The organism is Actinoplanes sp. CA-142083, from assembly GCF_050942195.1.
Classification (GTDB): domain Bacteria; phylum Actinomycetota; class Actinomycetes; order Mycobacteriales; family Micromonosporaceae; genus Actinoplanes.
This window is the reverse complement of sequence record NZ_CP192076.1, coordinates 1170995-1194206: the sequence shown is the minus strand read 5'-3', so window position 1 is coordinate 1194206 and position 23212 is coordinate 1170995. Positions and strand designations below refer to the sequence as shown.

The window sequence follows — 23212 nt, the reverse complement described above, 5'->3', positions numbered from 1 at the left end:
CCGAGGGCGGCTACGCGCGGCGATGCGGGTCAGAGGCCGGGTTCAGGGGAACTGCATGCGGCGGGGGCGGGGGATCACGGGAGGTGGCAGCGGCAGGTCGTCGAGGTGGCTCCAGTTGAGGTGCCCGTTGTCGCTGGACTTGATCTCGCCGAGGCATGCCCGCAGCAGTCCCAGGTGCGCGTCACCGGCGAACCCGGCGATGACGACCTCGGGCTTCGGCTCGATCGTCGCGATCGCCGCACAGATCTTGGCGACCTCGCGCTCGTCGACGGCGTCCAGCGGGAGCGGCGCCTCGGCCTGCGACCGCCGCCAGGGCGGTCCGAAGCGGCGCAGCAGCTCCCGGGCGAGCCGGCCGAACGAGCGCCCGACCTCGACATCACGCATCGACGTCAGCGCGGATTGCCCGTAGCACCACGGCACGACCACGTGCCCGTTGATCACGACGAGCTGGTAGACGGACTTGGGAACACTGATGATCTCGGCGCCGGGGAGCGTGCCGAGGAAGAGCACGAGCTCCTCGTACGGAAGCGGCCATCGCGGATTCGCGAGCACTCGTTCCTGTGTCTGCGTCATAGCGGGGTGAGCGTTGACCTCACGGTCGATCGCGGTGCTCAACGCTTCCGGAACCCGGGTCCACAGTTCGCCGGCAACCTTGTCGCCGAACTGCTCGACCACCCACTCGCTCGGACCGACCAGAACGTCTGGGCGCATTCGTTACCACCACCGTCCGTGTCGCGGGCGTTACTGCTGGCTTAGAAGAGTTCCACTTCCGGTGATCGACTGGAAGGGTTCGCTTCCCACATCGCAGAAACGCTCATGAATGAAATACCGCGAGACGATCAAAACTCAGCCACGACGACGGAGCAGCAGGTCGAGACGCTGCGAAACATGCAACTTGCACGGCGAACCGCACGTGCAAGTTGCATGCCGGCTTCGCTTTTCCACCCGCATCCACAGTGAATCACTGCGATATTTCAGGGCGGTGACCACCGTGCAAACATCAACTCTCAGTGACGGCACACGCCCTCACCAGCACTTGCGGATCCATCGATGCCCCACACGGCCGACCCGGGAGATCCACATAGGCCGGACCACCCCGAATCTGTTCCGCATTCCCCGCCGGAGCACCGTCAAGCGCCCACCACCCCAACTGTCGGATACCCGTCACAACCCAGGCGACCGGGGTGTCCTCACGGCTTTTGCCACTTACGCCGGTTTCCCCGCATCCTCCGGAACCCCCAAAACCGCCGCACACGGTCCCCGTCCAAATCCGAGAATCCTGGCTCTCCGGCAAATATCCCCATTGTCAGACGCTGGCGGCCAGCTCCCGGAGGTGGCCGAGCACAGCCTCCCGGTCGGCCAGGTCGGCGCCGAAGGTCAGGTCCGCGGCTTCGACGACCCCGGCACGCAACAGCCCGCGCATCTCACGCTCGCGATCCGGTCCGAAGTCTCCGAGTCCGAGCCACCCCAGGTTCTCGTCGACGATCTCCTGAAGCGAGGCTCGCAGCTCGGGCTCGGCCACGCGCCCGGCGAGGAACTCGACCGTCCAGTCGAAGAGCCAGCCCGCAACCGACCATCGCTCTTGCGGACTCAGGCTGATGGTTCCGGCCATCACTCTCCTAGGAGAAACACTTTCGGACCCCATTGATGGGCGTCCACGAACTCGCGGACAAGTCGCTTCTGCTCGGGCGTGAACCGCGCGACGTACACCGGGACGCGGTCGGCCTTCTCGACGTGGTCCAGGATCCTGGTTTGCAGATTCGGCCATTCGCGATCGAAGAACCGAGCGTCGAAGTTCCCGACCGCATCGTAGGTGTAGCCGTCCGAGCCGACCCAGTCGACGTCGCCCTTGGTTGCCCGTTCCAGCTCGATTCCGAGCTCTTCCTCGAGACGAACGGCGATCTCCTCTTCGCGCGGGCGGTGCCTGCCGGTCGCCGGATCGAATCCGAGGGCGTGGCGACGCTGAGCCTCGGTCTCCGGGTCTCGTCCCTCAGGCGGCGGGTCCTTCTTGCCCGTTCCACCGCCGCCCGGGAACACCTCGGAATGCAGACGCTTGAGTTCCTCGATCGCCTTGCCGAGCCAGTCGCCGCGAGTGAGGAGATTGCGGATGCTCGCGATCAGATCCCGCAGCCAACGCGCGATCTTCGCGCCCCAGGACGCGCACAGCGTGGTCACCTGCTCGACCACCCAAGGCCCGGCCGCGCCCAGCGACGCCAGCAATTCCCCCGCGTACGCGATCAGCCTCGACACCACCGTCGCGACCGCGTCGCGGACCATCAGGCGGACCGTTCCGATCAGGACGCCGGCGCCCTCGGTCATCATGGCCATCGTGTCCGCCGCCTGGGACAACGCTCGCAGCGACTGCTCGCGATCGCTCGCCCACCCGCGATACGCGTCGCCCGCCGAGCCGGTCCACTCCACTGTGTCCCAGCGGGTCGCCCGGGTCAGCGCGTCCGCGTCCGTGGTCAGCGCCGCGGCGGCGTTTCGCCAGGTCTGGGCGTGGGCGGCGATCTGTGCCGGGTCGCCCGCCAGCCAGTCCAGCGCCTCGGAGAGCGGCTTCACGTGCTCGATCAGCCACGCGATGCCGTACTGAAGCAACGCCCCCACCGGATCCGACACCAGCGCCAGCCCGTCCAAGGCGGCGCCGGCCACGCCGAGGCCGCCCGACACCCAGTCGCCGTTCTTGACGCCGGTGGCGATCTGCTCGATGTCCTCGGCGATCCAGACCCCGGCCCACGGGCGCGGCGAATCGGCGGCGGCCGGCGCCACCAGCGGGTTCGCCGTGAGGGTCACCCGCCGGACCGGATCGCGTCGAACACCTCGGCTCGCCGCTGGTCGGTGGCCTCATAGCTCTGCGCGGTCGTGCGGAGCCGCGCCGACGTCTCGCGCAGCGATTCCGCCGCCGATTCGATGCCGCCGACCAGCACGTCCTGCAACGCACCGAGCATCGTGGGGACCATCAAACACAATTTTCCGTACGCGTCGGGGCCCGGCCGCACCGCACGACCGGCCTGCGCGGCGGTCGTGACCTGGTCGCCGATGGCCGAGACGGTCGCGGCATGCGTGATCAGGTCGGGATGGCGCACCGACACCTGCTCCAACATGGGGGGACCCGCTTTCATCCACAGTAATCGCCTGAGCACACACAGTAGTTCCGTCAGGCAAGCCCGCAGCCTCCGAAAAGTTGTCGGTGGCCCGCGCTACGGTGCCCGGGTGATTGCGAATCCGCCGGTCAGCCCGGCCGCCGAGGCGGCGCGCGTCGTCGACGCCGTGCTGCGTGACCTGCGCATCGGCGACCATCGCGGTGTCGTGGTCGACTCGCCGCCGGGCGCCGGCAAGTCGACGCTGGTGGTGCGGGCGGCGGGCGAGCTCGCCGCGGCGGGGCAGCCGCTGATGATCGTGGCGCAGACCAACGAGCAGGTCGACGATCTGATCGAGCGACTGGGGGCGCGATCCCCGCAGATCCTGGTGGGCCGCTTGTCGGCCGTCGACTACCAACCCACCGATCGCGTACGGGATCATCCAGCGTGCCGCGTCGGGGCGAAGGTGGCCGATCTCGGTTCGCCGGCGGTCACCATCGGCACCGCCGCGAAATGGGCGACCGTCGCCGAGGGCACGTGGCCCTGGGCGATCGTCGACGAGGCGTACCAGATGCGCTCCGACGCCCTGCTCCGCGTCGCGCCCCGGTTCCAGCGGGCGCTGTTCGTGGGCGATCCGGGCCAGCTCGATCCGTTCTCGACCGTCGAGGTCGACCGCTGGACGGGCCTGTCGTGGGACCCGATGCAGAGCGCGGTCGCCGTGCTGCTGCGGCACAATCCCGACCTGCCCGTGCATCGCCTGCCGGTGTCGTGGCGCCTGCCGCACTCGGCCGCGTCCGTGGTCGCCGAGGCCTTCTACCCGTTCACCGGTTTCCGGTCCGGCACAGGACAAGGCGAAAGAACACTGCTATTCCGTACGCCTCCGTCAGACCCCTTGGACGAGGCGCTGGACGCGGCCGCGGCCACCGGCTGGGGGCTGCACGAGCTTCCGCCGCGGTTCACCATCCGCACCGACGCCGAGGCGGCGGCCGCCTGCGCGACGCTGGCCGGGCGAGCCCTCTCCCGCGAGGGGCTTGCCTCCTCCGAGTCGGGCGAGCAGCCGCTGACCCCCGCGCGCATCGCGATCGGGGCCGCTCACCGCGACCAGGCGGCCGCGATCCGGGCGCTGCTCCCACCCGAGGCGGCCGGCGTCACGGTCGACACCGCCAATCGACTGCAGGGCCGGGAGTACGACCTGACCATCGTGCTGCACCCGCTCTCGGGCCGGCGCGACGCGACCGCGTTCCACTTGGAGTCGGGCCGGCTCTGCGTGCTGACCTCGCGCCACCGCCACGCCTGCGTCGTGGTGGCCCGGGCCGGCATCGCCGAGCTGCTCGACGCGCACCCCTCGACCGAGCCGGTGCACCTCAATGTGCCGGTCAAGTTCCCCGACGGCTGGGAGGCAAATCAGTCGATACTTGCACATTTAAGTCGATGAGTGTCGCTTATCCGACACGAGCCGCTACCGTAAGTAAATGGCGGTCTTCACGACGGCGGGCTCCATCCGGGACAACGTCTACCGTCCCATCCTGCGCCCGCGCCGCGGCGAGCTCACGGCACTCAGCCACCTCACGCCGGCGGACTCGGGCCGGGTCACGCCGATCCTCGAGCTCGAGCCGGGCCCGAGCATCGCGCCGCTGATCCGGCAGCTCCCGCCGCGCACGGGCGCCATCGCGATCGACTTCGGCGGCGTGCCGGACCCGGAAGACCCGCTGGTGCTGCCGTCGCTCGACCTGGCCGAGGAGCTGGCCGGCCTGGGCGTGGCCATGTTGCCGGTGCTCCGGGCGTACGAGAATGGCCGTCGCCTGGCTGCCCACGGCCTGGCCGCACGGATGCACCTGCGGCGGGCGGTGCTGCGGCTTCAGCCGCATGTCGACGCCGGGAATCCGGCGGAGGCGAACGCGGTCACCCGGCGGCTGCTGGCCGGCGCCGGGCTGGAGGTGGAGGAGGTCGACCTGCTGATCGACCTGGCCGAGACCGCCTGCGTGGCGCACGCCGACGTGGTCGAGGAGCAGTGCCGCCGGGTGCTGCGCTGGGCACGCGGCATGCCGTGGCGCTCGGTGAGCGTGGCCTCGGGAGCGATGCCGGCCAACCTCGACGACCTGCCCACCGATCAGCCGGTCACGGTGGGCCGGCTCGACGCGCGGGTCTGGACGCGGCTCAGCGAGCCCGGAGTGGGCTATTCGGACTACGGCGTGACCTCGCCCGTGCGGCGGCACGGCGTGCAGCGGCACCGGCAGCTGCCCACGCTGCGCTACACGGCCGAGCACAACTGGTGGATCTACCGCTGGGCGAGGCGCGGCGGCCGCAGCGACGACCGCTGCCACGACCTGTGCCGCACGCTGGTGCGCTCGCCGCACTGGCCGGCCACCGGCGCGCGCTTCTCGTGGGGCGACGCCGAGATCGCCCGCCGCTCCCGCACCGCGCACGGCGCCGGCAGCTCGGCCAGCTGGATCTCGTGGAGCACATCGCACCATATCGCCCATGTCCTGGAATCTCTGGCGGGCGCCTAGACTGTCGTACGCTTGTTCTAATGTTGCTGACAGCCGCGTTGGCTTACGCCCGGCACGGGATCCCGGTCCTGCCGGTGCACACGCCTGACCCGCGCGGCGGCTGTTCCTGCGACAGAGGAGTCCGATGCGACCGACCCGGCAAGCATCCCCGGCTGCGACACGGCCTCACCGAGGCAACCACCGACCCCCGCCTGATCGACGTGTGGTGGTCCCGCTGGCCCGAGGCAAATGTCGGGCTGCGCACCGGCACAGCGATGGATGTGGCCGACATCGACTCGGCCGAGGGCTGGCACGGCCTGACCCACCTCCTCGGCGGCGAGCTGCCGCCCGGCCCCCGGGTCCGCACCGGCAGCGGCGGCTGGCACCTCTGGTTCCACCCGATGGGCTTCGGCAACCGGGTGGGCCTGCTCCCGGGCCTGGATTGGCGCGGTGTCGGCGGCTACGTGGTGGCCCCACCGTCCCGCCACATGCGCGGCGACTACCGCTGGGTGCGCCGCCCGGGTGACGACCTGCCGGTCGGCCCGGCCATCCTGCGCGATCTGGTCGAGGGCCCGACGATGCACGACCTGGTCGAGGGGTTGACCGTCCGCGACCTGATCGAGGGCCCGGCCGTGCGCGACCAGGTCAACGGCCAGGCCGTGGGCTCGGACGCGCTCGGTGACCTGGCGGTCGGCTCGGACGCGCTCGGCGACCTGGCGGTCGGCTCGGGCGCGTTGCGTGGGCTGCCGGTCGGTCCGGCCGCTCTGCGCGAGCTGATCGAAGGGCCGGTGGCCGCCGCCGGGCCTCGCGTCCGGCGGGCGATCAGGTATCCCGATCGGTATGGGCGGGCCGCGTTGGCTGCCGAGTCCGATCGGGTGGCGTCGGCGCCGGTGGGCACGCGCAACGACACGCTGAACCGGGCCGCGTTCGCGCTCGGACGGCTCGTCGGCGCCGGTCTGCTCGACGCGGGCGAAGTGGTGCGTGAGCTCGACGCGGCGGCCCGGCAGGCCGGCCTGGGGCGGGCCGAAGTGCGGCGCACGATCCGGTCCGGGCTCACGGCGGGTCGACGGTCACCGATTGATCCCGAAGCAGGTCGACGCGTGGCGTGATCCGTGTTTTGCCCCAATGATGGGGGCATGACCGATCAACGCGGGCTGAAGCCGTACGACGTGGATGTCACCGTGGACGCAGGCCGGGACGAGGTCTGGGAGGCCGTGACCCAACCCGCCGTGCTGCATCAATGGTTCGGTTGGGACTACGACGGGCTGGACGCGGAGATCAAGCAGATCTTCGTCGACGAGGCGTCGCTGCTGGCGCCCGAGCGCATGGGCTGGGCCGACGGGTCCTACCTGGACGTGAGCGGCGACGACGACCGGGCTCGGGTGCGCGTGTCCCGCGAGGGTGCGGGCCCTTCGAGCCCCGAGCGCTACGACGCGATCGAGGAGGGATGGCGAGCGTTCCTGCTTCAACTGAGATACCTGCTGAGCGCCCGCCCGACGGGCCGCCGCCGCACGCTGTACCTGACCGGCGAGACGACGGGCTGGCAGGCGTTGTCGCTGGCCGAGGGCGGCTGGGAGCGGTTCGGCCCCCGCGTGGCCTCCACCGTGAACGCCGACGGCCATCTGATCGTGGTGGCGGGCCGCGTCCCGCTCGACGACCCCGACGCGGCGCGCACGGAGGTGACGGTGTCCACGTTCGGCCTGGACGACGCGGCCTTCGAGGGCTTGCGCGAGGAGTGGACGAAGCGCTGGGCCCCTCTGGCCGCGACCGCCGAGGTAACGACGGCCACCGACCCGTCACCCGACAACTGACCCGGTCACGGAAAGCGCGGTCGCAGATGGCGCGGACCAGGCCGACGCGAACCCGCCCGGCGCGGTGAGAGCGGCGTGGTGATGGCGAGCCGCGGGCGACCGGCACGGGAACAGCAGCTCGGTGCGACCCGTCGCGGCGACGACAACGCGGCGGCAGCAGGGCGGTGCCGCCAGTCGCGGTGACTGCGGCGCGGTGACTGCTGCGCGGGGTGAGGGTGGTCACGCCGACGGCGTTGGTAAGAGGGGGCGGGAAGGTGACGGCCGGCGGGGAGACGGAGTGTCCGGCTAGGACCTCGACGCCGGTGGGTGACCGGGGTCAGCTTGAGGCGGGACAGGCGGTCGGGAGCCGGGCCGAACCGCGGGCGGACCAGGAGCGGAGCGGACTCTGGGGCCGGGGCGAGACCGGAGCGAGGCCGGGGCGAGGCCAGGGCCGGGCCGGGGCCGAGCCGAGGGCGCGGTGGTGTGGATCGACGGCTGGGTGGGGGCCGGGGGCGGGTCTGATCGGGCCCGTTTCGGGGTGGGGATGGGATGAACGGAGGGTCGATAGCGGGTTGCCGGGCCGGTAGCCTGTCAGGTCTGGGCGGCCGGGGGGCGACGTGCTGCGGGGAGACTTGGTCGAGACAGCGGGAGGCGTTCTCGTTGATCCGGAGCGCCTGCGGGCGGTTCGGCGGCTTGGGCTGGGTGCCCGGGGGGACACCGCGTTCGACCGGATCGCGTTGCTGGTCGAGCGGCTTGTCGACGTGCCCGTCGCGCTGGTGACGGTGCTCGAGGACGATCGTCAGTACCTTCCGGGGCAGGTGGGGCTGCCGGAGCAGCTCGCGAAAGCGCGCGAGATGCCGCTGAGCCACTCACTGAGCCGACATGTGGTCGAGGCGGGGCAGATGCTCGTCGTGCCGGACACGCAGGCCGACCCGCTGATGCGGGATCACCTCGCGGTGCACGAGCTGGGGGCGCGGGCGTTCGCGGGAGTGCCGCTCACCGACTCCGACGGGCACGTGCTCGGGACGCTCGCGGTGATGGACCGGGAGCCGCGCGACTGGACGCGCAGCGAGATCGCGGTGCTGGTCGAGCTGGGTGAGGTCTGCTCGTCCGAGCTTCGGCTGCGGATCGCGCGGGAGATCGCGGACGAGGCCCGCCGGCGCGCGGAGTCGGCGCACGACCAGCTCAGCCTGCTCGGCGAGCTCACCGAGACACTTTCGGCCACGATGGACATCGACGAGGCCCTGGGGCGGCTCGGGCAGATGGTCGCGGGCCGGCTCGCCGACTGGTGCGTGGTCGCGCTCGCCGAGCCCTCCGGGACCGTGCGGCACGTGTCCGCGGCGCACCACGACCCGGCGTACCGGAAAGAGACCGAACGCCTCGCGCAGCTTGCCGCCGCCGTGCCCCGCGAGATGAAATCGCTGGTCGCGGCCGTGCAGCGCACGGCGCTGCCGATCCGGGAGGACGCTGCCGACCCGCGGTCGCTGCGGGCGCGCATCAGCCCGGGCGAGATTGTCGAGATCGCCGAGCGGATCGGGCTGGGCGCCTACCTCGTCGCGCCGATCACCGCGCCCGTCGGCCGGCGCATCGTCGGCGTCGTCATGCTCGTCAACGGTCCGGAGCGGGGACCGTTCGGGGAGGCCGAGGAGCAGACCGCCGTCGAGATCGGGCGCCGGGCGGGGCTCGCGGTCGACAACAGCCGGCTCTACGGGCGGCAGCGGCACGTCGCCGAGGTGCTGCAGCACAGCATGCTGCCCCAACTGCCCGAGATCGCGGGCGTCGAGCTGCACGCCCGCTACCTGCCGGCCCAGGTCGGCACGGCCGTGGGCGGCGACTGGTACGACGCGTTCGTCCAGCCCGACGGCAGTGTCATGCTCGCGGTCGGCGACGTCTCCGGCCACGACATCGAGGCGGCCGCCACCATGGGCCAGGTCCGCAACCTGGTGCGCGGCGACGCCTACGGCCGCGACGACGAGCCCGGCCCGCTTCTGGCCCAGCTCGACCGCGCCCTGCACGGCCTCAGCATGCCGGCCGCCGCGACCGCCGTCCTGGCCCGGCTGCGGCGCGACGGCGACGGGTACGACCTGACCTTCGCGAACGCCGGGCATCCCCCGCCGGTGCTGCTCCGCCCGGACGGCGACGTCGAGGTCTGGTGGGAGGCGCCGGAGCCGCTGCTCGGCCTGCTCCCCCGCACCGAGCGCAGCACCCACCGCCGCCGGGTCGAGCCCGGCTCGACGCTGCTGCTCTACACCGACGGCCTGGTCGAGCACCCCGCCCAGCTCATCGACGACGGCGTCGGCCGCCTCCTGCGGGAGCTTCAGGGCAGCGGGACCGTCCCGATCGACGACCTGTGCACCCGGCTGCTCAACACGGCCACCCGCCGCGACGACGACATCGCGCTACTGGTGATCCGCCTGCACTGAAAGAGACACGGCAAACGGGCCGCCTACGCAGAGAGCGAAGGCGAAGGCGGCCCGCCGTGTGTCCAGGGAGTCTCGGACGGGTCGGGGAAGGACGCGCCCGGCCGGTACGCCTCGCTCAAGGTCGTCAGTAGAAGACTCTCGCCGACCGCGGGGACGCTGCCGGGCTCGGCAACCAGCTTGCGCCCCATCCCGCCGGAGAGCTCCAGCAGCACGTCGGAGCCGGTGACGGTCGGCGCGACCGAGATGACCTTGGCCTTCTGGCCCGGTCGCGCCGGAGACGTCAGGGTCGCGCCCGCTTCCACCCGGACTGTCTCGGTGGTGGCGACCATGATCCGCGGGCGGAGGACGGGCCGTTTGCCCGAGTCGTCGACGCGGTCCGGGTTGGCCAGCGTCACGACGCCGCCGAAAGCCGCGCCGGCCAGCCGATACTCCGCCATCACCAGCGGGTCGTCGAAGGCGCGCTGCACCGCGTACCGGGCGGCCGCGTTCTCCAAGCGCTGCAGCCGGGCGGCGGCGGCCACCGCGCCGTCCCGGCGGGGCTGGGGAGCGCCGTCCTCGAGCAGGTGCTGCACGTATGCCGAGTACGTGTCCCGGTCACCGTCCCAGCGGGAGGCGACCCGATCGCCGGGCGGCAGGGCGCGCAGCAGGTCGAGCGAGCGCCACATCCGCTCCCACGTCGGCAGCAGCAGGTCGTGCAGGACCGACGGCAGCGCCGGGTCCGAATCGGCGATCAGCGGCGCCAGCACGTGGTTGTCGAACTCGGGGTCGGTCGCCGGCCCGGCCACCGGTCCTCGTTCGGCTTCTCGGGCGGCTGAAGCTCCCGACTCGATCCATGCGACCAGCGATCCCAGGTGGTTGTCCTCCGCGCCGCTCTGCCCGGTCGCCCAGTGCAGCCCCAGTGCCTGCACCGCGTTGAGCAGCAGCGCCGACCCCGGCATCTCGGACGCCCCGGCCAGGAAGGTCAGCCACCGCCCGAGCAGCGGCACCGACGGCGGCACCGGGTGATCGCCGTCGACCTGGCGGAAGCGGGTCGACCGCCCGAACAGCCGCAGGAAGTCGACGCCGCCGGTGTTCGGCACCCAGACCTGCGGCGCGTCGACGAAGCGGTACCGCACGTCGCGCCCGCGGTCGACGGCGATCGCCTCGGTCTCCACGGCGAAGGACGTCAGGTACGGGACCAGGTGGGACGCCAGCGAGGCCGCGAAGGCGAACCGCTCGTCCCGGTTGCGCGGCTGCGACACCACCAGCAGCTGCGGCTCACCGAAAGAGGTCCCGAGCATGGCGGCGAGCGGCGCGTTGGCCTCGCCCGCCATGGCCAGTGGGATCAAGACCAAGGGCTGCTCATGTACGTGCAGGTGGCGCACCGTGGCGATGGGTTGCGCCTGCCCCGCGGCGAAGGCCTGCGCCCGGGCCAGCGCGACCATCGTGCTCAAGAAAGCGCCTCATCCCGCAGCCGAGCCGCCTGCCGCAACAGCGCCGCCGCCTCCGCCTGTGAAGGCTCGGCCGCCGCCCCGCCCGCCAGCGCGAGCACCGCAGAGATCTCCTCGACCCCGCCCAGCGCTTCCCGCACCGACCGCCCCAGCGCCGCCGTCGACCCCGAAGCTTCGTCCCGGCAATATACCGACATTTCACAAGAAGATAGGCACTCGGGAACATATCGGGCAGCAATAGCACCGAGCGAGTCGACCAGAGCGGCAGGAGGCAGCGCCACGTCGAAGGACACCGAAGGAGGCAACGACGCGACCAGATCGGAAACCGACGACAACCGCGACAACTGCCGTCGCAAGGTGGAGAGCTGCTTCCGCACGTCCAAAACCACCGCGACCGGCTGCAGCGAGAAATTGACCGGGCTGACCAGCACGACCTCGTGACTGACCCGATCCTCCCCGAGCAATTCGCGCAGCGCCAGAACGTAGACCGCCGCCTGCACCGCGGCCGCCGAGACCGCCGCCGCGTCGGCCTGGCCGTCCACGATCGCGAACGACTTGATCTCGACGACCCGCAGCCGTCCCTCGCTCTGGAAAGCGATCAGATCGGGCTCGAGATAAACCGTCTGCCCCGCCACCGAAAGCGTCAGCAGCGGATGGTCGATCAGCGCCGAGCGCTCCGAAGCCAGCAGCTCACGGGTGCGCCCATGCCGCGCGCCCAGCGTGTCGTCCGCGTCCTCGCCGAGGTCGTGATAACCCACGACACCTACGTCGAGAACCGACCGCAACAACGCGCAATCGTCCGCCTTCAGCATCGCCTCGAAGGCATTTCCGCGCGCCAGCGCGAACCGCGACTGCCCGAAACTGCCCGGGAATCCGATTCGTTCGGCGAGCCGCACCTTGTCCACTCCGGCGGCGTCCAGTACCGACCGCCGCGCACATCCCGGATTGCCGGTGAGCGCCGCGATGGTCCGCGCGTTGTGCCGTTTGGCCGGCGTGGATCCGCGCAGCCGATCCAGGTGACTCACCCTTGTCCTCGCTGATGCGGCACCGCCGGCACGCCGTACAACTGCTGCTTCTCCGCCAGCGCCGACGCCCGCGCGACCAATTCCTCGCGGGCCGGCGCCTCCGCCGCGATCCGGGCGACGAGCTCGGGGTCGGTCAGCGCGGCCCGCGCCGCGTCCGCAAGATCAAAAGCTTCGGGCCCATGGGGTACGCGCTCGGCCAGCTCCCGCAGCAGCTTCAGCGGGGACCGCCCGGGGGTGATCGCGGCGAACTCCGCCACCCGCACGATCATGGCCAGCTCGTCGGCCCGCCGAGCCGCAGGAGTGACTATTCGCCGTGAAAGCGGCCATTCCGCCAGCGCGATGAGCCCCGGCGCCGCGCTCAGATCCGCCCGCAGGGCCGCGCACAGCCCCGGCACCCTCTCCCGGGCGAGCGCCGGCACCGACAGGTCGCCGTCGAACAGCGCCGCGTGCACGTCCACCACGAGCCGGGCGCTCGCGGGCGCGCCGAGCAGCAGCAGCGCGTGTCGTGCCTGCTCTCCGGTGGTCGGTAGCGTGCTCAGATGATTCACCGGGCCGCATCTCGTCGGGGGATCTCAGCGGGTCGACTCTAGATCTTCATACACCGACGGGGCAATGTGGGGACGAGTCACCACGTTTCACCCACCATAGCGATTAATGTTCGCATATCGGACGACCGTCGCGTTCCGCGCTACCTTCGACCGTATGCCGAAGGCCATCTGGAACGACGAAGTTATCGCCGAGAGCGACGACACCGTGGTTGTCGAGGGCAACTACTACTTCCCCCGAGCCTCAGTGCGCGAGGAAGTGCTGGTGCCCTCCGACACCCACACCGTCTGCCCGTGGAAGGGCAAGGCGTCCTATTACACCCTGTCATCGAACGGGCACACCGCTCCGGACGCGGTCTGGTATTACCCGGAGCCGAAGCCGGACGCCAAGGCCGTCCGCGACCGGGTCGCCTTCCGCAAAGACGTGCACGTAGAGGCCTGACCAACCGTGAGGCCCGCTCACGCGATGCGCGGGTGGGCCTCCTCGATCGCCGAGACCTCCAGATAGTCGAGCATGTCCCGCTGCTCCTCCGGCTCGAGCGCGCCGAACGCCTCGTAGGCCGACGCCCGGGCATGCGCCGTCTCCGCCGCGAGCAGCGCGATGATCGCCGACCAGGCCAGCGAGACCCGGTCGAAGAGCCGCGCCCGCCGCAGCGAGCTCAGCCGGCTCAGCATCGCCACCTTCGTCGCCGCGTCGTCGTCGTGCGGAATCCGATCGGACAGCTCGAAGAGCGCCTTGCCCCGGTACGGGTGCTCGGACTCGACCATCCGCGCCAGCTCCGCGTTGCTCATCCGGTCGACCGCGGGGGCCGGCCCGCGCCGGGGCAGCTGGGGAACGTCACCGGGCACGGCTGTCCCTTCCACTCTCGTATCCATTGCCGGGCAGCTGCTGCGGCAGCGTGGGCACGTTTTCAAAGGTCGGGAAGGGCATAACGGGCATCGTCGGCTCGGCCGACTCGGCTTCGGCCGCCCCCTCGGAGCCGTCGTCACCGGTCGCGGACGCGTCGAGCGCCGCGAGCCGATCCGCGAGATTTCCACCCGGCACAGTTTTGTCCTCCGTTGCCGACTTTCATGCTGTTGGCGTCCTATGAGATCACGGACGCGCAACGACATCATGCGCACCCGCCAGCTCCGCCCGGGCACCACCCACCCCAGCGACCACCGTAGCCTTGCCGCAATACATTGATTGTTACCGCCGAGTCGGAGAGGGGGTGTCGTGGACCGGACGACCGTGAACGACGTCGCGGAGTGGCAGTCACCGATGGTCGACGTGTCCGGCATGTCCCTCGAGGAACTGGCCTCCCTCGACGGCGACACCGCCCTGGCCCACTGCCTGCGCCGCCTGCACGCCGAGCTCGACGACCCGGGCGAGCCCACGGCCGGCTTCAACTCGGCCCTCTGAGCGACGCCGGCCGAGACGAGTGCCCGTGCGCACCTTCCGCCTGACCGACGAGGCCTTCGCCGCGCTGGCTGCCGGCCGCCCGAGCCCCGCCACCGTCGAGGACCTGCGCCGTTCCCAGATCAGCCGCCATCTCCTGCTGCTGACCGAGACCCTCAAAAACCCCACGATCAAAATCCCCATCTGGTACGCCGGGGCGCGCGCGGACGCCCTGGCCGATCCCCTCCTCGCCCTGCACACCGCCGCCACGCTGGCCGCCCTGCGCACCGGCGCCGACCTCCCGCCCGATCCGGTCGCCTCCGCGCGCCACCTGACCGCCACCCATGACGGCCTGACCCTGCGCGTCCGCCTCGAGGACACCGATCCCCTGCGCTCCCGCCTGGGGCTGACACCTTCCCGACAGCTGACCGACGCCGAGGCCGCCCGCTGGCAGCGCCTCTTCGCCGGCGCCTGGCGGATTCTGGTCACCCGCCACCGCCCGGCCGCCGAGATCCTGGCCGCCGTCGTCCGCGTGATCGTCCCGATCGAGCCCGACCCCGGCGCGGCCGGCCTGAGCGCCACCTCGTCTGAGGCCTTCGGCGCCGTCGCCCTCTCCCCGCCCGCCGACGCGACGTCCTTCGCCGTTGGCCTGATCCACGAGACCCAGCACAGCCTCCTGAACGCCACCCGGACCCTGTTCGACCTGGTCGGCACGGGCGCGCCCGCCACCTACTCCCCCTGGCGGGAAGACCCGCGCCCGCCCTTCGGCCTGCTCCACGGCGCCTACGCCTACCTGGCGGTGACCCGCTTCTGGCGCGCCGAGGCCGGCCCGCTGGCCCGCTTCGAGTTCGCCCGCTGGCGGGCCGCCGTGGCCGGCGCCGCGGATGCCCTGCTCGCGGACGGTTCGTTGACCCCGGCCGGCGTCCGCTTCGTCGAGGCGATGCGCGACGAGGCCGGCGGCTGGCTGGGCGAGCCGGTCGACGCCGACGTCGCCCGACTGGCCGAAGGGGCCAACCTCGAGCACCGGGTCCGGTGGCGGCTGCGGAATCTCAGCGTGGATGTCGGCGGGCTGGTCGCGGACTGGGAAGCGGGCCGGCCGGCACGGCTCCCCGAGCCGACCCTTCGGAGTGGCGGCGGGCGGGCCCTCGAGCGCAGCACCCGGCTCGATCTCGTGCATCGGGCGCTCCGCGAGCGGGAGCGTGACCAAGGTCTTCCGCCCGCAGGCCGCCAACGGCCCGGTGACGACGCCTACCTGCGTGGTGAATCGGGGGCCGCTCTCGACGCGTACGTGAAAGGTCTGGAAAAGCCCGGCCACGACGCGGCGGAAGCGGAGCTCTGGGCCGGAGTCGCCCTGGTCGGCCCGTGGGAATGCGTGCGGCAGCGCCCCGAAGCCGTGCGCGACATGCACGGATATTTCCGGACGATCCCCGTCGCGATTGTCGCGGAGTGGCTGGAAGGAAGCCTCAAGTCGCCACCGGCCTGACCGATGGAAGGCCCGGAGGTGAGTGATGAGTTCCAGCAAGGCACTGGATCGGGTGCGTCGCGTCATCGACGAGGCCATGATCTTCGCGTCCTTGATGGTGCTGGCCTGGCCGCTGGTGTTCGAACGGCTGCACGACGAGGACCGCGGGGTGCTCGATTGGCTGCTGCCGGTCGGCATCGTCGTGGTGGTCAGCGTCGTGATCTCCAAGCTGGCCGACCGCTGGCCGCTCGCCCAGTACGCGCCGGTCGGCGCGGCCGTTGTCGTGGCAGCCATGATCAACATCGGCGACCGGAACACGCTCACCTGGCTGATCATCGCGGTCGCCGGGACCATCCTGGTGCGGCAGTTCCTCGGCGCCCGCACCAACCAGGGACTCATGCGCGACCTCACCCGGCAGCGGGCCCAGCTCGCCCGGCAGGCGTTCCGGGACCCGCTGACCGGCCTCGGCAACCGGACCATGTTCATGGACCACGCCCGGGACGCGCTCGCCGACGCCGACGACACCATGACCGCCGTGATCCTGCTGGACCTCGACGGGTTCAAGGGCGTCAACGACACCTACGGCCACGCGGCCGGCGACGAGCTGCTGCGGGTCACCGCCGAGCGGCTCAACGCGAACGTGCGCACCAACGACACCGTCTCCCGCCTCGGCGGCGACGAGTTCGTGGTGCTGCTGCCGCGGCTCACCGACGACCAGATCGCCGACACCGTGGCCAACCGGATCCTGCGCGACCTGCTCCAGCCGCTCGTGGTCGGCGACGTCGTGCTGACGATCCGGGCGAGCGCGGGCATCGCGTTCACCCGCGGCACCGGCCACGACGTCGACGCGATCCTGCGCGAGGCCGACGCCGCCCTCTACCAGGCCAAGGACGACGGCAAGGGCGTCGCCCGCCGGTTCGACCCGGCCCGCTTCGCCCAGGCGGAGCAGCGCCGGCACGACGAGGACGACCTGCGCCGGGCGCTCGCCGAGCACCAGTTCGAAGTGCACTACCAGCCGATCGTCGACCTGGCCGGCGAGCACACCGTGGGCGTCGAGGCGCTGGTCCGCTGGCAGCACCCGTCGCGCGGGCTGCTTCCGCCGGCGGCGTTCCTGGAGCTCGCCGAGGAGATCGGGCTGATGCCGGAGCTGGGCATCTGGGTGCTCGACCAGGCGTGCCGGCAGGCCGTCGAGTGGCAGCGCGACAACCCGGACTTCGAGCTGAACGTCAACCTGTCCGCCTCCCAGCTGGGCAGCCCGCACCTGACCGAGGACATCCGCGCGGTGCTGGAGCAGACCGGCATCCCGCCGCGGCTGCTGGTGCTGGAGCTGACCGAGTCGGTGGCGCTGACCGACCTGGCCGAGTCGGCGCGGGTGCTCGGCTCGCTCAAGACGCTGGGCGTCCGGATAGCGCTGGACGACTTCGGCACCGGCTTCTCGTCGCTGAGCCACCTGGGCGCCCTGCCGGTGGACGTGGTGAAGATCGACCGATCGTTCGTCCAGGCCATGCCGGAGTCCGCGACGGGCGCGTCGGTGGCCGAGGCGGTCCTGCAGATCGCCCGCACCTTCGGGCTGTCGCCGGTCGCCGAGGGCGTCGAGGACGCCGGCCAGGCGGAGCGGCTGCGCGGCCTGGAATGCGCGCACGCCCAGGGATACCACTTCGCCAAGCCGATGCCGGCCGACGGCATCACCGCCCTGCTGGGCACGCAAACGGCCGTCGCTTAAAGGGGCGGCAGGTCGACCTCGGTCTCGAGCCGCTCCCCCGCGGCGACCCGGGACAGCAGCGGATGGCCCTCGCCATAGACCTTGGCGAGGGCCGCGGTCACCTGGAGCCGGGCCTCCTCGTCGCCGCCGTCGAGCACCGCGTTCCATGCGCAGGCCAGCGTGTCGGGGTGCTCGGCGCCGCGCAGCAGGTGCGAGCGCTGCCAGGTGTCGGCGGCGATCTGCTGGGCCTCCTGCCGCTCGCCCAGCCCGAACAGGTCGGTGGCGTAGCCGTTGGCGCAGGCCAGCGTGAACGGGTGATCGGCGCCGACGCTGCGCCGCAGGCCGTGCAACGCCTCCTGGTCGATCCGGCGGGCCTCGACGTGGCCGCCGCCGGTGCGCACCACGCCGGCCAGCGCCGCCGAGGCCGACAGCGTGAACGGATGATCGTCGCCGAGCAGCGAGTGGTACCGCACCACCGCGCGTTCCAGCAGGTCCTGCGCGTGGCCGAGATCGCCGGTCGCGGTCGCCGCGTGCGCCAGCGTGACGATCGCGGCGAGCGTCTCGACGTGCAGGTCGCCGAACCGGCGCCGGCACAGGTCGACGGTCGTCTCGGCCGTCTCCCGCGCGTCGGGCAGGCAGCGGCGCCGGGCCGCCATCGCCGCGACCCGGGCGGCCCAGAGCGCGAACGGGTGGTCGTCCGGGATCGCGCCGGCCCGGATGGCGGCCAGCACCTCGGCCGCGCCCGCGTAGTCGCCCAGCCCGAACAGGTCGAACGCCAGCCCCGCGCGGGACGAGATGATCTCGGGATGCCCCTCGGCCAGCGTCGCCTGCCGCTGCCGCAGCACCTGCTCGTCGAGCGCGCGGGCCCCCCGGAAGTCGCCGAGCAGGCGCAGGTCGGCGGCGAGGTTGTTGGCGCAACGCAGCGCGGTCGGGAAGCCGTCGCCGAGAACGCGCCGGTACCGCAGCATGTTGTCGTTGTCGAGCTGGCGGGCCTGCCCGAAGTGGCCGCGAATGCGCAGGTCGGCGCCGACGCTGTTGGCCGTGGCCAGGGTGGTCTCGTCGTCGCCGCCGAGCGCGACCCGCTGCGAGCGCAGGGTCTGCTCGTTGAGCACCCGGGCCTCGGCGCTGCGGCCCAGCGCGCGCAGGGCGTTGGCCAGGTGGAACGACGCGAGCAAAGTCTGCTCGTCGTCCTCGCCCAGGGTGTCGCGCCAGCGGGCCACGGCCGAGGCGGCCAGGTCACGGCTGGAGTCGTAGTCGCCGGCCGCGTAGTGGAACCGCACGCAGTTGATCACCAGCTGCCGGATCTCCTCGGCGCCGGCGCCCAGCACATCCGAGTGGATCAGGTGCGGGGTGAGCTCGGAATACCGGGGCCGCCCGGCCGGGTCGTCGGGGTCGCCCGGGTCGGCGGCGGCGAGCATGGCCCGCACGGTGGCCTGCAGCGCCGCGTGCCGATCGGAGCTGAGGCTCTGGCCGAGCATGCTGCGCGACAACGGGTGCACGAGCAGGTGCTCGCCCGGCGGGTCCAGCTCGGCGAGACCGTAACGGCCGATCAGGCGCAGCGCGGCCTTCAACCGCCGTTCGATCCGTACGGCCGGGGCCAGCTCGGCCGGGAGCGGCAGCATGCGGGCGCCCCACAGCAACCGCCAGGACACCGGCGCGCTGCCCAGGAACGCGCCCAGCTCGAGCAGCTGATACGCGGCCGGCGAGTCGACCCGCAGCGCGTCGGCCGCGAGCCCCCACGCCACCCGGATCGGGGTGGGGAACGCCAGGGATTCCCCCTGCGCCTCGAACCGCGACAGATACTCCTCGACCGGCCATCCCGTCATCGCGCGCGTCGCGGCGGCGAGATCCAACGCCATCGGCACGTCATCGAGGCGCTCCGCCAGCCGCTCGGCATCGGCCGCCGAGACCTCCGGCCCGCGCCGGCGCAACAGGTCGACGCTGTCGGCCCGCTCGAACACCTCCACCGGCAACGACTGCGCCACCTCGGCCGGCCAGCGCGGATTGCGGCTGGTGATCAGCACATGCCCCGCACCGCTGGGCAGATAGGCCTTGATCTCCTCGGGCCGGTTGGCGTCCTCGAAGACCACGAGCCAGTTCCGATACGGCTCGCCCCGGCTCAGCGCGTCGCGCACCGCCGCCAAAGTGCGGTTGATGTCGCCCGCCTCCGGCAGCGCCAGCTCCTGCGCCAGACCGATCAGCGCCTGCCGCGCCCCGGAAGACTGCTCCGACGGGATCCACCACACCAGATCGTACGTTTCGGCATAGCGGTAGACATATTCCACCGCCAGCTGGGTACGTCCGGTCCCGCCCAGCGGATGCTCCTCGCCGGGCAGCAACACCACCGGCCCCGCGGTCAGCAGGCCGTGCAGACGGGAGAGGAGATCCTCGCGACCCACGAAACCGGGGTTACGTGGCGGGAGGCCGCCCAGGATCGGCATGCCGATTACCGTACGTGGAAACGTGACCACAGCGAAAGAAGGACGGCTCTGTTGCCTGATGAGATCGTGACCAGTGTCGACACAGACCGTGACGCCACCAGGGTTTCCCTGCGCGGCGAAGTGGACGTCCTCACCGTCGACCAGGTGCGGGTGGCACTGGAGGAAGCGCTGGCCGCCCACACCCGAGAAATCGTGGTCGACCTGCGGGAACTGTCCTTCATCGACTCCACCGGCCTGGGCGCCCTGATCTACGGCTTCCAGCGCGCGAGAGAAAAAGGAATCCGCTTCCGCCTGGCCGGCCCGACTCGCTCGGTCCACCAGATCCTGGCCTTGAGCGGCCTCCTGGAGGTAGTCGAGGTCACCCCGTAGCCCGAAGGTGCCCCTCCGACGCCAGGTGGTCGAAGAGCGCCCGGTTGTAGGAGTTCATCTCCGGCAGCCCGAGCGGGTCGCAGAACCGGAGGTCCACGGTCTCCGGGTCCGCAACGTCAAGCTCCCCCGCCCACGACTCGGCCCGATAGGTCAGCGAGATCACCTGACACTGGTCCCCGTTCGGGTAGACCAGAAGGCATTCCGGACCGGCCCGCGCCGAGAGCAGAGTCAGCTCCCCAGCGACCAGCCCCGTCTCTTCCCGAAGCTCCCGACGAGCAGCCTCTTCAAGCCGCTCCCCCGGCTCCACCGCCCCACCCGGGATACACCAGGACCCATCGTCGGAGCGCTGTTGAAGCAGCACCCGCCCCTGCCCATCCCAAACGAGCACACCCGCAGCCGCAACCACCAGCGGTTCCTGCCCAACCAGCGCCCTCATGCGCTCCACATAGGACCGCCCGCCACCCTCACCCATCCCCGCAGGATAAGCGGCCGGCCAGAGCGAGCTTCGCCCCGCTGTCACACCACCCGCATTCCGATCTTGATAACTTCCGGCGCGCTCCGAACACCAATTCCCCACTCCCCCACCGCAACCAATACGCGGCCGATCTCCGAGCGATGGCCGGGGTCTGGGGCAGAGCCCCAGGATCTTCCACGCTTCAGCCATCCGCCGGTTGCCGGACGGCATCGACCAGCGCCGCCGGCTTCGGCACGCTCGCCGCCGGTTGGGCCGCCTGACCACCAACGGCCCGGACGGCGTTCTTGAGCTCCCCCCAAGACCGATACCGCTGAAACGGAAACTCGAACAGCTTGGCCAAAACCCAGGCCACGACAAGCGAGAGCCCACCCGCCACCAGAGTAGTAACGGTGAACGAGTCAACCCCCCGCCCCAACCGCGGTATGACCACCTTCAGCGTCACCACAACCACGATCGGCAGGTGAATCAGATAGAGGCTGTACGACAACGACCCCAGCCGCTTCAGAGCCCGCGACTCAAGCAGCCGAACCAAAATCGCAGGCCGCCCGTCCACCACCGCAAGAAGCAGCATCGTCATCGCCGGCGCGACCGCCAGGTCGACCCAGTAGTAGTTGTCGACCATCCAGCCCGCGCCCCGATGCAGGACCAGAACCCCGACCGGCACCGCCGCCACCACCGACAGCACCGCCCACGGCACCCGGCGAAACCAGCCGGCCGCGACCACGCCGGCCGCCATTACACCGGCCGCGAAGGCCGGCAGTAGATGCGGGGCCAGCCAGTTGTCGCCCTGCGGCGGCGACCCGCCGTAAACAACGAACCCGATCACGAGCACCGGCAGCGTGACGACGGCCAGCATCGCCGCCGGTCCGACCCGCCGGCACAGCAACACGAGCAGCGGAAGCACGGCATACAGCAGCGCCTCGACGCTGATCGACCAGAACGCGCCGTTCGGGGTGGGCGCCGCGATCAGGTCCTGCAGCAGCAGGGCGTAGACCACCACCGACTCCGAAGTCGGCTCCGCCGAGTGCGGCTGGCGCACCACGGTCCAGGCGATGACCAGGCTGAACGCCAGCGCCGCCCAATACGCCGGCAGGATCCGCCAGGCCCGGCGCCGGGCGTACCGGCGCAGGCTGCCGAGGCGCCAGCCGTTCCGCGCGGCCGCCATCGCCAGCGAGAACCCCGACAGCACCAGGAACATCACCACGGCGAGGCGCCCGAATCCGAGCCAGCTCAACCACTCCGGCCCGCGATAGCGGGGGAAGCCCCGGAACGTGTACGCCCAACAGTGGAACAAAAGCACATATAGGGCGCATAAGCCGCGCAGACCGTCCAGCCCCGATACCCGTCCCCCGCTCACTTCACAGTTCACGGACGGCGGAGCGGAAACGTTCAGGCGACGGGCGCCAGGCCGATCCCGGGCGCGACCGGCTTGAGCCGCTTGCCGGCGAAGAGCATCAGACTCAGCAGGCTGGCCAGGATCGCGAGCGCCCCGGCGCCGTACCAGGCGGCGTTGTAGGTGCCCAACTGGTCGCGCAGCAGGCCGGCCGAGCTGGCCGCGATCGCCGCGCCGAACTGGTGCGAGGCGAACACCCAGCCGAAGACGACCGGGCCGCTGGCGCCGAAGTACTCGCGGCACAGGGTCACGGTCGGCGGCACGGTGGCGACCCAGTCGAGGCCGTAGAAGAGGATGAACACGACCATGCTCGGGTGGGCGCTCGCCGCGAACAGCGACGGCAGGACCAGCAGCGACAGGCCGCGGCCGAAGTAGTAGACGCCGAGCAGCACCCGGGAGTCGACCCGGTCGGTGAGCCAGCCCGAGATGATCGTGCCGGCGATGTCGAAGAAGCCGACCAGGGCCAGCAGGCTCGCGGCCGCGGTCTCGGCCATGCCGTGGTCGTGCGCGGCGGGGATGAAGTGGGTGCCGACCAGGCCGTTCGTGGTGGCCCCGCAGATCGCGAAACCGCCGGCCAGCAACCAGAACGGGCGGGTGCGGGCGGCTTGGCCGAGGGCGCGCAGCGCGGTGCGGGCGGCGCCGGCGGGGGCGATCGGTTTCGGCTCTTCATAGGAACCGCCGAGCGGACCGAGGCCCAGCGAGGACGGGTGGTCGCGCAGCCGCCACCAGACCAGCGGCACGACGAGCAGCGCCACGCCGGCGACGGTCAGGGCCGCGAAGCGCCAGCCCTGGTGCTCGGTGAGCGAGGCCAGCACCGGCAGGAAGACCAGGTTGCCGGCCGCGCCGCCGGCGGTGAGCACGCCGGTGACCAGTCCGCGGTGCTTGACGAACCAGCGGTTGGCGATGACCGCGACGAAGCCGAGGGCCATCGAGCCGGTGCCGAGCCCGACCAGCACACCCCAGCAGAGGATGAGCTGCCAGCTCTGCTGCATGAAGACGGTCAGGCCCGACCCGGCCGCGACCAGCAGCAGCGCGCCCATGACGACCCGCCGGATGCCGAAGCGCTCCATGAGGGCCGCCGCGAACGGGGCGGTGAGGCCGTAGAGCAGCAGGTTGACCGAGACGGCGGCGGAGATGGTGCCGAGCGACCAGCCGAACTCCTCGTGCAGCGGACGAAGCATGACCGAGGGTGTCGCCCGGAAACCGGCGG

Annotated in this window: 22 protein-coding genes; 10 read left to right on the top strand and 12 right to left on the bottom strand. The window is 71.5% G+C overall.

Annotation, left to right across the window (positions count from 1 at the left end; translation table 11 throughout):
- Window positions 1-42: 42 nt before the first annotated feature.
- From ACQPZX_RS05710 to ACQPZX_RS05695, 4 genes are all read right to left on the bottom strand, one after another.
- On the bottom strand, window positions 43-711 hold the full coding sequence (locus ACQPZX_RS05710; protein ID WP_433375319.1) for a hypothetical protein: 669 nt from the start codon (window positions 709-711) through the stop codon (window positions 43-45).
- A gap of 595 nt (window positions 712-1306) precedes the next feature.
- Window positions 1307-1612 carry a hypothetical protein gene (locus ACQPZX_RS05705; RefSeq protein ID WP_433375316.1) on the bottom strand — a complete coding sequence of 102 codons (306 nt, stop codon included), beginning with the start codon at window positions 1610-1612 and terminating at the stop codon, window positions 1307-1309.
- Entirely contained in the window at window positions 1612-2793 is a 1182-nt protein-coding gene (locus ACQPZX_RS05700) for a WXG100 family type VII secretion target (protein WP_433375313.1), read from the bottom strand. Before ACQPZX_RS05700 ends, ACQPZX_RS05705 begins: the two co-directional genes overlap by 1 nt.
- A complete protein-coding gene (locus ACQPZX_RS05695; protein ID WP_433375310.1) occupies window positions 2790-3104 on the bottom strand; it encodes a type VII secretion target in 315 nt (104 codons plus the stop codon). The genes ACQPZX_RS05700 and ACQPZX_RS05695 overlap by 4 nt, the downstream gene beginning before the upstream one ends.
- 109 nt (window positions 3105-3213) lie before the next feature.
- Here ACQPZX_RS05695 and ACQPZX_RS05690 point away from each other — a divergent pair, with 109 nt between their 5' ends.
- From ACQPZX_RS05690 to ACQPZX_RS05670, 5 genes are all read left to right on the top strand, one after another.
- Window positions 3214-4515 (top strand): AAA family ATPase, encoded by a 1302-nt coding sequence (locus ACQPZX_RS05690; protein WP_433375307.1) that lies wholly within the window; start codon window positions 3214-3216, stop codon window positions 4513-4515.
- Window positions 4516-4552: 37 nt separating this feature from the next.
- The gene (locus ACQPZX_RS05685) at window positions 4553-5590 is read left to right on the top strand and encodes a beta family protein (RefSeq protein WP_433375305.1); all 1038 of its coding nucleotides are present in this window, start codon (window positions 4553-4555) and stop codon (window positions 5588-5590) included.
- Between the two features lie 20 nt (window positions 5591-5610).
- Entirely contained in the window at window positions 5611-6678 is a 1068-nt protein-coding gene (locus ACQPZX_RS05680) for a bifunctional DNA primase/polymerase (RefSeq protein ID WP_433375302.1), read from the top strand.
- 27 nt (window positions 6679-6705) lie between these two features.
- Window positions 6706-7380 (top strand): activator of HSP90 ATPase, encoded by a 675-nt coding sequence (locus ACQPZX_RS05675; protein ID WP_433375300.1) that lies wholly within the window; start codon window positions 6706-6708, stop codon window positions 7378-7380.
- Between the two features lie 596 nt (window positions 7381-7976).
- Window positions 7977-9782: a SpoIIE family protein phosphatase gene (locus ACQPZX_RS05670; protein WP_433375297.1), complete on the top strand. Its 1806-nt coding sequence runs from the start codon at window positions 7977-7979 to the stop codon at window positions 9780-9782.
- Between the two features lie 23 nt (window positions 9783-9805).
- Here the strand turns inward: ACQPZX_RS05670 and ACQPZX_RS05665 are convergent, their stop codons facing one another.
- From ACQPZX_RS05665 to ACQPZX_RS05655, 3 genes are read right to left on the bottom strand one after another with little or no spacing between them, the layout of a single operon-like run.
- Window positions 9806-11215 carry a hypothetical protein gene (locus ACQPZX_RS05665; RefSeq protein WP_433375294.1) on the bottom strand — a complete coding sequence of 470 codons (1410 nt, stop codon included), beginning with the start codon at window positions 11213-11215 and terminating at the stop codon, window positions 9806-9808.
- Complete coding sequence (locus ACQPZX_RS05660; protein WP_433375291.1) at window positions 11212-12237, bottom strand: hypothetical protein; 1026 nt, start codon at window positions 12235-12237, stop codon at window positions 11212-11214. The genes ACQPZX_RS05665 and ACQPZX_RS05660 overlap by 4 nt, the downstream gene beginning before the upstream one ends.
- Complete coding sequence (locus tag ACQPZX_RS05655) at window positions 12234-12785, bottom strand: hypothetical protein (RefSeq protein ID WP_433375290.1); 552 nt, start codon at window positions 12783-12785, stop codon at window positions 12234-12236. Before ACQPZX_RS05655 ends, ACQPZX_RS05660 begins: the two co-directional genes overlap by 4 nt.
- A gap of 154 nt (window positions 12786-12939) precedes the next feature.
- Between ACQPZX_RS05655 and ACQPZX_RS05650 the strand changes: the two genes are divergently transcribed.
- On the top strand, window positions 12940-13224 hold the full coding sequence (locus ACQPZX_RS05650) for a DUF427 domain-containing protein (protein ID WP_433375287.1): 285 nt from the start codon (window positions 12940-12942) through the stop codon (window positions 13222-13224).
- Between the two features lie 17 nt (window positions 13225-13241).
- Here ACQPZX_RS05650 and ACQPZX_RS05645 read toward each other — a convergent pair whose 3' ends face one another.
- Window positions 13242-13646, bottom strand: a complete 405-nt coding sequence (locus tag ACQPZX_RS05645) for a hypothetical protein (protein ID WP_433375284.1) — start codon at window positions 13644-13646, stop codon at window positions 13242-13244.
- 352 nt (window positions 13647-13998) lie between these two features.
- Between ACQPZX_RS05645 and fxsA the strand changes: the two genes are divergently transcribed.
- From fxsA to ACQPZX_RS05630, 3 genes are read left to right on the top strand one after another with little or no spacing between them, the layout of a single operon-like run.
- Window positions 13999-14184, top strand: a complete 186-nt coding sequence (gene fxsA / locus ACQPZX_RS05640) for an FxSxx-COOH cyclophane-containing RiPP peptide (protein ID WP_433375283.1) — start codon at window positions 13999-14001, stop codon at window positions 14182-14184.
- A 25-nt stretch (window positions 14185-14209) separates the two neighbouring features.
- On the top strand, window positions 14210-15643 hold the full coding sequence (locus tag ACQPZX_RS05635) for an aKG-HExxH-type peptide beta-hydroxylase (RefSeq protein WP_433375280.1): 1434 nt from the start codon (window positions 14210-14212) through the stop codon (window positions 15641-15643).
- 25 nt (window positions 15644-15668) lie between these two features.
- Complete coding sequence (locus ACQPZX_RS05630) at window positions 15669-17345, top strand: putative bifunctional diguanylate cyclase/phosphodiesterase (RefSeq protein WP_433375277.1); 1677 nt, start codon at window positions 15669-15671, stop codon at window positions 17343-17345.
- On the opposite strand, the gene fxsT is transcribed toward ACQPZX_RS05630, so the two are convergent.
- Entirely contained in the window at window positions 17342-19765 is a 2424-nt protein-coding gene (gene fxsT / locus ACQPZX_RS05625; RefSeq protein WP_433375274.1) for an FxSxx-COOH system tetratricopeptide repeat protein, read from the bottom strand. The two genes, ACQPZX_RS05630 and fxsT, sit on opposite strands and share 4 nt — an antisense overlap.
- 66 nt (window positions 19766-19831) lie before the next feature.
- Between fxsT and ACQPZX_RS05620 the strand changes: the two genes are divergently transcribed.
- Window positions 19832-20134: an STAS domain-containing protein gene (locus tag ACQPZX_RS05620; protein WP_433375271.1), complete on the top strand. Its 303-nt coding sequence runs from the start codon at window positions 19832-19834 to the stop codon at window positions 20132-20134.
- On the opposite strand, the gene ACQPZX_RS05615 is transcribed toward ACQPZX_RS05620, so the two are convergent.
- The 3 genes from ACQPZX_RS05615 to ACQPZX_RS05605 all read right to left on the bottom strand — a co-directional run bounded on the left by ACQPZX_RS05615 (window position 20124) and on the right by ACQPZX_RS05605 (window position 23183).
- Entirely contained in the window at window positions 20124-20495 is a 372-nt protein-coding gene (locus ACQPZX_RS05615) for an NUDIX domain-containing protein (RefSeq protein ID WP_433375268.1), read from the bottom strand. The genes ACQPZX_RS05620 and ACQPZX_RS05615 overlap by 11 nt on opposite strands.
- Window positions 20496-20790: 295 nt before the next feature.
- Window positions 20791-21966: an acyltransferase family protein gene (locus ACQPZX_RS05610; RefSeq protein ID WP_433375266.1), complete on the bottom strand. Its 1176-nt coding sequence runs from the start codon at window positions 21964-21966 to the stop codon at window positions 20791-20793.
- 32 nt (window positions 21967-21998) lie between these two features.
- A complete protein-coding gene (locus tag ACQPZX_RS05605; RefSeq protein WP_433375263.1) occupies window positions 21999-23183 on the bottom strand; it encodes an MFS transporter in 1185 nt (394 codons plus the stop codon).
- Between the last annotated feature and the right edge of the window lie 29 nt (window positions 23184-23212).